Raw genomic sequence first — 7,372 nt, forward strand, 5'->3', positions numbered from 1 at the left:
GGGGTACCTTGGCCGGTCCCCCGTGGAGACGGCGATGCTTGCGGCATCGAGCCGCAAGCACATCGCCAGGGCGGGCCGGCTCGGGAGCGGCCCAGCGCTCGCCCCGCAGAAAGGCACTACGGCGGCGGCTATTGGGGTGCCGCCCGCGCGGCTGCCTTGGCGGCCAGTTCTTCGCGCATGCGCTTGAGCTTTTCCCGGGGATCTTCACGGGTGATGCCCTCGTGCAGCTTCATCTCGGCCAGGAAGCGGCTGGGAATGCCCACGACGGTGTCACGGCCTTTCTTGCGCCGGCGCAACGTCGACACGGCCAGCGTCGTGCGCGCCCGCGTGATGCCCACGTACATCAGCCGCCTCTCCTCCTGCAGCGCCTCGGCCGTCAGCTCGGCCTCCTCGCGCTTGAAAGGCAGCAGGCCCTCGTTGACACCCGCCAGCACCACGTGGGGCCATTCCAGGCCCTTGGATGCGTGCAGCGTGGTCAGCGTCACCTGATCCTGGTCTTCGCCGCGCTCGGCCAGCGACAGGATGACGGAGATGGTCTGAGCCACGTCCAGCACGCTCTGCTTGGGCTCGGTGAAGCTGACGCCGCCTTCCTCGCTGTGCTGGCCGCCGCAGCGCTTAGCGATCCAGTCGACGAAGTCCAGCACATTGCCCCAGCGCGCCTGCGCGACCTTCTCGTTCTCCTCGTTGTCGAGCAGGTGGGCCTCGTAGGCAATGTCCTTGAGCCACTCGGTCAGCATGGCGTGAGCCGCGGTGTGGCCCTCGGTGTGCTTGGCCTTGTATTGCAGCTCGTTCACGGTGCGGCCGAACTCGTGCAGGCCGTCCAGGGCGCGCTTGGTCAGCGAAGTGGCCAGGCTCTCGGCGAACAGCGCCTCGAACATGCTGCACTTCCACTGCGCCGAGAAGGTGCCCAGGGCGCCCAAGGTCTGGTGGCCGATGCCGCGCTTGGGCGTCGTCACGGCGCGCAGGAAGGCCGGGTCGTCGTCCTGGTTCACCAGCAGGCGCAGCCAGGCACACAGGTCCTTGATCTCGGCCTTGTCGAAGAAGCTCTGGCCGCCCGAGACCTTGTAGGGGATCTGGGCGCGGCGCAGGGCCTGCTCGAAGATGCGCGCCTGGTGGTTGGCGCGGTACAGGATCGCAAAGTCGCGGTATTGAGGTCCCTTGCCATCGGCACGCAGCTGCTGGATGCGCGCCACGGCGCGCTCGGCCTCGTGCTCCTCGCCGTCAGCCTCCAGCAGCGCGATGGGCTCGCCGTCGCCGAACTCGCTCCACAGCTTCTTCTCGAAGATCTTGGGGTTGCCGGCGATGACGTTGTTGGCCGCGCGCAGGATGCTGCCGGTGGAGCGGTAGTTCTGCTCCAGCGGGATGACCTTCAGCTTGGGGTAGTCGGTCGGCAGGCGCTTCAGGTTCTCGATGGTGGCGCCGCGCCAGCCGTAGATGGACTGGTCGTCGTCACCCACGGCCGTGAACATGCCGCGCTCGCCCACCAGCGCCTTCAGCAGCTCGTACTGCACGGCGTTGGTGTCCTGGTATTCGTCCACCAGCACATAGCGCAGCTTGTCCTGCCATTTCGCGCGCGCTTCGGCGTGCGTCGTCAGCAGCTTCAGCGGCAGCGTGATGAGGTCGTCGAAGTCCACCGCCTGGTAGGCGGCCAAGCGCTCCTGGTAGCGCACCATGACGGCGGCGGCCGAGCGTTCATCCTCGTCCTTGGCCACCTGCGCTGCCTGGGCCGCGTCCAGCCCCTGGTTCTTCCACAGCGAGATGGTCCACTGCCAGCGCCGCGCCTGGTTCACATCCGTCGTGCCGCCGGCGTCCTTCAGCACGTTGAGCACATCGTCGCTGTCGAGGATGGAGAACTGCTCTTTCAGCCCGACCCGCGAGCCCTCCTCGCGCAGCAGGCGCACGCCCAGTGAGTGGAAGGTCGAGATCGCCAGGTCCTTGGCCGCCTTGTTGCCGACGAGTGCCTTGGCCCGCTCGCGCATTTCCTGCGCGGCCTTGTTCGTGAAGGTGATGGCGGCGATCTGGCTGGGCCGGTAGCCCGACACCAGCAGCTGCGCGATCTTGGTCGTGATGACGCGCGTCTTGCCCGAGCCCGCGCCAGCGATAACGAGGCAGGGACCGCTCAGGTGGTAGACGGCTTCGAGCTGGGCCGGATTGAGGCCAGCGGCGGGCGGGGATGACATGTCTTTGGTGGCGGCTCTGCTTGCGGGCCGAGCGACGGGCCGCTCCCAAGCCGGCCCGCGCTGGCGATGTGCTTGCGGTTCAACGCCGCAAGCATCGCCGTCCCGTAGGGGGACCGGCCAAGGTACACCTTGGACGAGGGGCGCACATCATGCCACTCGCGCTACCCCTTCCCCTGGCAAGGCCCGCAGCCCCAGCCCCAGTAGCAGCAGCGTGAAGAAAACGAAGCCGACGCGGGGCACGTCCAGCAGGCTGTCGAAAGCGCCCACGGTACCTAAGCCGATCAGCGCGGCGACSATAGCCGGCGCCAGCGGATGGTCGCGACCGCGGCCGAAGCTCAGGCGCACCAGCACCAGCAGGTAGGCCCCACCCAGCAGGGCCAGGCCCACCAGGCCCTGCTCGAACAGCACGTGCAGGGCCGCGTTCTTGATATGCCAGGGCAGGTGGTGGCGGTCGCTGGAGAAGAACCAACGTGCCATCTCGCGGTTGAAATCGCCATTGACCAGCAGCTGGCGCCCCTGGGCGTCCTGCATCGCGATGCGAGCGATGTCGACGCGCGCCGCGCGCGTGTCCAGCGCCATGGAGAAGGTCACGAAGCGCGGGGCCCACCAGTCGCCGCCCAGCGCTGGCACCGGCCCGAGCTTGAATTCGCTGGTCTGCCAGGCACCCATGCCGGCTGTTGCCGCGGCAGGCGCCGTGGCTTCGGCGCCGCCTTCCGCCGGCGCCTCGGCCCGCAGCGGCTTGAGCATCGGCTCGACGCTGTGGCAGTTGTCCGGGTAGATGAGGTTCTTCTCGCAGATCTGCAGCACCAGATTCGCGTCGGCCGCCGTGCGGTGCACCAGGGTGATGGCAACAGGCCCGGCCGCCGGTGCGGTGATGCGCTGGCTGACGCGGAACTGTTCGCCGCGGCCCAGCGCATGCTTGCCGGCGGCCAGCGCCAGATAGGACTCGGTCGGGTCGTGGCGCAGCCGGTAGTCGCCCACCTGGCTGCTGACCGGGCCCTCRTAGAAATTGCTCGGCACAAAGCGCCCCGCGCCCTTGCCCAGCAGCCACTGGCGGCCGCCGTGCAGCAGGTGCAGGCCCTCGCGCCAATGCGTCAGGCGGGTCTGGCCGTCCTCCTTCCAGGTGGCCACCCGGTCACGCAGATAGGCGCCGCCGCCCAGGGCCGCGACGATGGCCATCACCATCAGCAGGCCGGCAACCAGCAGGGCGCGCTTGCGCCAGCCCGCGGCGCCGTGGCTGTCCTTGCCCTGCAAGGGCCACAGGCGCGGCTCCACCAGCATGGCCGCCCACACGCCGGCCAGAGCCAGGCCTGCTGCAAGCGCCGTCCAGCGGCCCGTGGTGCCGCTCCAGTAGTCGGCCACGATGACCATGGTGGCCAGCAGCCAGAACCAGGCCGTCGCGACCAGTAGCACATACAGGGGCCGTGCCTGCCCCGGCTGGTCGCGCCAGCGCAGCGCGGCGCAGCACAGCAGCGCGACGACGTTGAGCACATAGGCCGCCTTCGGCACGGCCATGGACAAGGCCCAGCTCGCGCCACCGAGCAACAGGGCCAGCAGGCCGCCCATGATCAGCGCCGTCAGCCGCTGGCTCAAGGTGGGCAGCCACAGGCTGGCCGGCATGGCCAGCAGGATGACCATGACAAAGAACAGGGCCAGCAGGCCGCGGTAGCCACCGCTGCCGAATATCAGAGCGGCCGCCAGCGCGAAGGCGCCGGCCATGGCAAGCGCCCCGACCTTGGCCAGGCGCGGCAGCGGCTCGTCGACAGCGCCCAGCGTGCTGTCGATCTGGCTGCTTTCCGGGCCCGAGGCTGCGGCGCGGCGGCGCTGGGCGTCGGCCAGCATGACCATGGGGATGAGAGCCAGCGGCAACGCCAGGTAGACGCCGCGCGAGAAAGTGGTGAGGCAGGCATAGGCCGCCAGCAGCGCGATGACAAGACCGATGGCAAAGCGCCAGGGCGAGCGCGTGCGCAGCAGGGCCAGCAGGGCGAAGGGCAGGGTCAGCACCAGGAAGCCGTCCAGGGCCGCGCCGCCGACATGCATCTCCCAGAAAAGGGCCGTGGTGCGGTAGTCGGTCGAGAAGTCCAGCACGCCGGGGTAGGCCAGGCGCTCCCACAGCGCGGCGGCACTGGCGCCGGCCAGGGCCAGCACCAGGCCGAGCAGCAGGCCGCGCGAGAAACCTCTTGGACGCGCGGTGGCTGCGGCCGTCCACAGCGGCAGCAGGGCCAGCGCCAGGAAGATGGCCTTGGCGTTGCGCACCGAGTTCATCGCCTCGTGATAGCCATGGAACCAGCCGAAGGTGAAGCCACCGGCGTCGGCGAAACCGCGCCTGATGCTCCAGGCCGCGGACAGCGCCAGGGCCATCATCAGCACGACGACGACCGGCGAATAGACGAGGCCGTGGCGCCAGGCCGGCGCGCGGTCGCGCGCGTTCAGCTGCAGCGCATAGGCCAGATAACCGCCGCAGCCGCAGGCGGTGACGAGCAGGTCCATCTCCTCGAAGYTGATCCAGCCGGTCCAGGGCGCCAGGYCGATCAGGGGCAGCGGCGCGAGCACAAGAACGGGCGTCTTGACCCAGAACAGCGCCGCCAGCAGCACAGCGGCGCCCCAGGCAGCCAGTGCGAGCGGCCCCGACAGCGGGTGGTGCCAGGCCAGCTCGGCGCCCACGAGGCCGAAGCCGACGCCGGCCGCGAGGGCCAGCCACTGGGTCTTGGTGGCGGGCAGCTTGAGCTGCAGTTCGCCAAGGCCGAGCAGGCCCGAGGGGGCGGGGGAGGCGCCGACCGCGGCCATCAGCACGCCCGCCGGTTCAAGCCGGCAGGGATCGGGACAAAACGGGTCGCGTATGACGGCGCAAGCAGCGGGCGGGCCATGAAACCTCCGGAGAAGCGCGCATTGTTGCCGAGCCCCGAAGGCCGTGCATCGCGGGCAACCCGGGCCGGCTGAACGGGTTCAGCGCCTGCGCCGTAGCGCCGCCAGCAGCCCCAGGCCGCCCAGCAGCAGTGCCGCGTGGGTGGGCTCGGGCACGGCCGTGACCTGGATGTTGTCGATGCCGACCACTTCGGTGACGCCAGCATGGAATTCGCCCTTGATCGTCRGGCTGGTCACGTTGGCCAGCACCTGCCAGGACGGCAGCACGAAACTGTAGTGATGCCACTGACCATCGGCCGGCGGGTTGTTCGCGGCCACCATGTCGAACACCACGCCGCCGCCGGCCCCGATGATGGTCACTTCACCGAAAGGCGCCCAGTCCGGCGCATCGCCGTTGATGTTCCTGGCGTCGAAGGACAGCGTGCCGCCGGCAAAGGCCGACCAGTTGCCCAACCAGGCAGTGGGCGCGTTCAGCAGGAAGTCGTCGTCCGTGATGTCGGTGACCTGGAGCCAGCCACCGCCGTTGCCGCCGCTGGCCATCCAGACCTGGGCGCCACCGTTGCTGGTGGTCCAGCCTTCGGCATCGGTGTTGAAACCGGCGGCCATCGCAGCCGAGGTGGCCAGCGACAGCGCGACGGCGACGAAAGGCGCAAGGAGAGAACGGGCCATGGCGGTGCTCCAGCATTGGTAGGGCGCGCATGTTGGCCGAGGGGCCGCTGCGGCGACATCCCTAGCCAACGTCCGGAAAGCTCAACCCTGGGGCAGACCGCGGGTGCCGGCCGTGGGGGCAGACGGCTCCGAAACGTGGGCCGCCATGGCGAGCAGGCCCACACCGGCCGCGGCGCCGAGCCACAGCCAGCGCTTCCACCAGGCGGCTCGAGCCTTGGCTTCGACGGCGGGGCCGGGTTCGGCAGCGCTGCCGGCGCTGCGTGGGGGGGCGAGGCCCAGCCACTCGCGCAGTTCGTCGGCGAGGCCCTCGGCGCCGCGCGTGCGCAGCTCGGGCGATTCGGCCATGGTGCCGCGCAGCAGGGCATCGAGCTTGATCTGCTGCGCCGACTTCATCAGCGGCCAGGCCTCGGCCACGCTGCCACGCAGCGGCGCCAAGCCCCGGGGGGTGTCCTCCCAGCCGCAGATGAAGACGCGGGCCAGGGCGCCCAGGCCATAGATCTCGCTGGCGAGAGTGGGTGGTTCGCCGTTGCGGCGCTCGGGCGCCACGAAGGCCGGCGAAGCGCCGAGGCTCAGGCCGCGGTCGAAAGGGTCGGTCGGGTCGGGAATCTTGGTCAGGCCCAGGCCCATGAGGCGCACGCCGCCTTCGGGGCCGAGCCAGATCATGGCGGGGTCGATCTCGGCCAGCAGCCAGCCCTGCTGGTGGGCCGAGCGCAGGGCTTCGCAGAGCTGCACCAGCAACTCGACGCGCTGGCGCAGTCCCAACTGGTGCAACTGCGGCAGCACCGGCTCGCCATGCTCTCCCTCGACGATCAGATAGGGGTGGGCATCGGGTGTCACGCCGCTGTCGCTGGGCACGGCGATGTGGAGGTGCTGCAGCTTGGCGAGGTCACCGGCCTGGTCGGCGTAGCGCAGCATGACGCCGGCGCCCTGGTCGCTGCGGTCCAGCACGAGGACGGCCGCCTTCTGCTCCGTGGCCATTGCATGGTGGGCGCTGTACCACTGGCCGGCATGGGCCTGCTCGCCGTCGGCCAGCGGTTTCTCCAGCCGCCACACGCCCAGCGCCTGCCCTTCGTCCAGGGGCGCGGCGGCGGCTGGCGGTGGCAGGGAGAGATTGGGCATGCGCATGGCGCGGCATATTAGGGGTGACCCCAGGGGGCTGCCATCCCCCTTTGTTACAAAGCGGGCCGGTCCGCGCATTCGCTCACGGCCCTGGATACTCGCCCCCGGACAATGCTTGCCGTTCTCGCCACGACCTTTCCGTTCTTCGCGCTGGTGCTGTGCGGCTGGCTGGCCGCCGAGCGCGGCCTGCTGCCGGACAGCGCCATTCCCGGCCTGAATGGGTTCGTGCTTTTCTTTGCGCTGCCCTGCCTGCTGTTCCGCTTCGGGCGCGACACGCCGCTGCTGGAGCTGCTGAACCCGGCCCTGCTCGGCGTCTATCTCAGCTCGGCGCTGCTGATGGTCTTCTTCACGGTGGCAACGACGCTGTCCGAGCGAGTGGGCATGAAGGACGCGGCCTTTGGCGCCCTGGTGGCGGCCTTCCCCAACACCGGCTTCATGGGCGTGCCGCTGATCGTCGCGTTGCTGGGCAATGCCGCTGGCGGGGCTGTCGTCAGCACCATCCTGGCCGACCTCTTCGTGACGAGCTCGCTGTGCATCGC

The 7,372-nt window shown here is 69.8% G+C and carries 5 protein-coding genes; 1 reads left to right on the top strand and 4 read right to left on the bottom strand.

Going from position 1 to position 7,372, the window contains the following annotated elements; genetic code table 11:
* Positions 1-128: 128 nt before the first annotated feature.
* The 4 genes from AC1DU6_RS14710 to AC1DU6_RS14725 all read right to left on the bottom strand — a co-directional run bounded on the left by AC1DU6_RS14710 (position 129) and on the right by AC1DU6_RS14725 (position 6,839).
* Positions 129-2,180, bottom strand: coding sequence for an ATP-dependent helicase (locus tag AC1DU6_RS14710; RefSeq protein WP_457320798.1), 2,052 nt, complete (start codon positions 2,178-2,180; stop codon positions 129-131).
* Between the two features lie 147 nt (positions 2,181-2,327).
* Positions 2,328-4,973, bottom strand: a complete 2,646-nt coding sequence (locus AC1DU6_RS14715) for a hypothetical protein (RefSeq protein ID WP_477857950.1) — start codon at positions 4,971-4,973, stop codon at positions 2,328-2,330.
* A gap of 153 nt (positions 4,974-5,126) precedes the next feature.
* Positions 5,127-5,714: a PEP-CTERM sorting domain-containing protein gene (locus AC1DU6_RS14720; protein ID WP_477857952.1), complete on the bottom strand. Its 588-nt coding sequence runs from the start codon at positions 5,712-5,714 to the stop codon at positions 5,127-5,129.
* Between the two features lie 81 nt (positions 5,715-5,795).
* A complete protein-coding gene (locus AC1DU6_RS14725; RefSeq protein ID WP_056205473.1) occupies positions 5,796-6,839 on the bottom strand; it encodes a serine/threonine-protein kinase in 1,044 nt (347 codons plus the stop codon).
* Positions 6,840-6,944: 105 nt separating this feature from the next.
* Here AC1DU6_RS14725 and AC1DU6_RS14730 point away from each other — a divergent pair.
* A partial coding sequence (locus tag AC1DU6_RS14730) for an AEC family transporter (protein WP_477857954.1) occupies positions 6,945-7,372 on the top strand: 428 nt, incomplete at its 3' end.

It is taken from the genome of Roseateles sp. P5_B10 (genome assembly GCF_056400485.1).

Excerpts from the sequence above, each read along its gene's own strand:
- AC1DU6_RS14710 (WP_457320798.1), bottom strand. The coding sequence starts at position 2,180 with ATGTCATCCCCGCCCGCCGCTGGCCTCAATCCGGCCCAGCTCGAAGCC.
- AC1DU6_RS14725 (WP_056205473.1), bottom strand. The coding sequence starts at position 6,839 with ATGCGCATGCCCAATCTCTCCCTGCCACCGCCAGCCGCCGCCGCGCCC.